3 protein-coding genes are annotated in these 1534 nt (G+C 69.8%); all 3 read left to right on the top strand.

Annotated elements, in window-relative coordinates:
- Nucleotides 1-745, top strand: a 745-nt coding sequence (locus tag ACLEQD_RS43145; RefSeq protein WP_410391755.1) for a PilN domain-containing protein, incomplete at its 5' end; no start/stop codon positions are given.
- A 2-nt stretch (nt 746-747) separates the two neighbouring features.
- The gene (gspM, locus tag ACLEQD_RS43140; RefSeq protein ID WP_410391754.1) at nt 748-1305 is read left to right on the top strand and encodes a type II secretion system protein GspM; all 558 of its coding nucleotides are present in this window, start codon (nt 748-750) and stop codon (nt 1303-1305) included.
- Between the two features lie 3 nt (nt 1306-1308).
- The coding region (gspN, locus tag ACLEQD_RS43135) for a type II secretion system protein GspN (RefSeq protein WP_410391753.1) at nt 1309-1534 on the top strand (226 nt) is incomplete at its 3' end.

The raw sequence follows: 1534 nt of genomic DNA, 5'->3' as shown, positions 1-1534 counted from the left end.
GCTGTGCGGCGGCACCGCGCGCATGCCGGGCCTGGCCGAGCAGCTGTCGAAGGACCTGAACCTGCCGGTGCGCGTGCTGGCGCTGCCGGCGGACGCGGCCGCGATGATTGGCCCCCAGGAGACGCCGTCCGCGGCGCAGGCGTACGCGCTGGCCATGCGCGGCAACGCGGCCGGGGTGAAGGCGCCGCGCTTCAACCTGCGCCGGGGTGAGTTCGCCTTCAAGGGCGGCTACGACTACGTGAAGGACCGGCTGGGCCTGCTGGCCTCCTTCGCGGTGACGCTGCTGCTCCTGCTCATCGCCTTCGGAGTGGTGCGCAACACGGTGCTGTCGCGCCGCGAGGCGGAGGTGGACGCGGTGCTCTGCAAGACGACCCAGCGCATCCTGGGCACCTGCGAGACGAACTACGACCGCGCCCTCAACATGCTCAAGGGCGTGGAGAGCCCCGCCGCGGCGCTGCCCGCGATGTCCGCCGTGAACCTCCTGGCGGAGGTCACCCAGCGCGTCCCGCCGGAGGTGCCGGTGAAGTTCGACCGCATCCAGGTGGACCTGGACCGCATCATGCTCCAGGGGGAGACGGACAGCTCCAAGCAGGTCGACACGCTCTCCGCCGCCTTGAAGGGCCACCGCTGCTTCAAGGACGTGAAGGAGGGCAAGGTGGAGAAGACTCGCGACGGGCAGAAGTGGACCTTCCGCCTGGACGTGCAGGTGCAGTGCCCCGGCGAGCAGCAGGGGGGAGAGACCTGACCATGGGAAAGCTCAAAGAACTCTTCGCGCCCCTCCAGACGTGGTTCGAGCGGCTCTCCGACCGCGAGCGCAAGCTCGTGACGCTGGCCGGCTCCGCGGTGCTGGTGTTCGTGCTCTTCGTCACCCTCTTCAGCTTCGCCAACAGCGCGCAGGGCTACCGTCGGCGCACGCAGGACAAGCTGGCGAAGCTGCGGGAGGTGCAGGCCCTGGCGACGAGCTACGGCGAGGCCCAGGCGGAGCGGCAGAACGTGGAGCAGCAGCTCACGCAGAGCAACGTGCGGCTCATCACCTACATCGAGGACAAGGCCACCGCCGCGGGCCTCACCGTCCCCAACATGACGCCCAAGGGCGACGTGGGCGTGGGGGACGGGAAGATCATCGAGAGCTCCGTGGAGCTGACCTTCACGGACGTGGACCTGCGCAAGCTGACGGACTTCCTGCGCACGGTGGAGACGGGCCCGGGCATCGTGAAGGTGAAGTACCTGCGCGTGGAGCCCCGGCCCGCCACGGACACCCTGACGGCGTGGACGACCGTCGCCACCTACCGGATGAAGCAATAGCCCATGGCCACTGAATCCAAGATCGCCCGCTGGAAGCTCGTCGTGGGCTACACCGCCTTCGCGGTGGTGGCGTTCGTCCTCTGCCTGCTGCTCACGTTCCCGTACGACGCGGTCCGCACGCGGCTGGTGACGGAGGCCGCGGCCCACGGGCTCGCGGTCCGCATCGGCGGCCTGCGCCCCGGCCTCTCCGGCGTCACCGCCACCCACGTGCGCGTGAGCAAGCCGCCCA

It is taken from the genome of Corallococcus sp. 4LFB, assembly GCF_046520365.1.
GTDB classification, from domain to species: domain Bacteria; phylum Myxococcota; class Myxococcia; order Myxococcales; family Myxococcaceae; genus Corallococcus; species Corallococcus caeni.
This window is presented reverse-complemented; position numbering and strand designations above follow the sequence as displayed.

Excerpts from the sequence above, each read along its gene's own strand:
- gspM (WP_410391754.1), top strand. The coding sequence starts at position 748 with ATGGGAAAGCTCAAAGAACTCTTCGCGCCCCTCCAGACGTGGTTCGAG.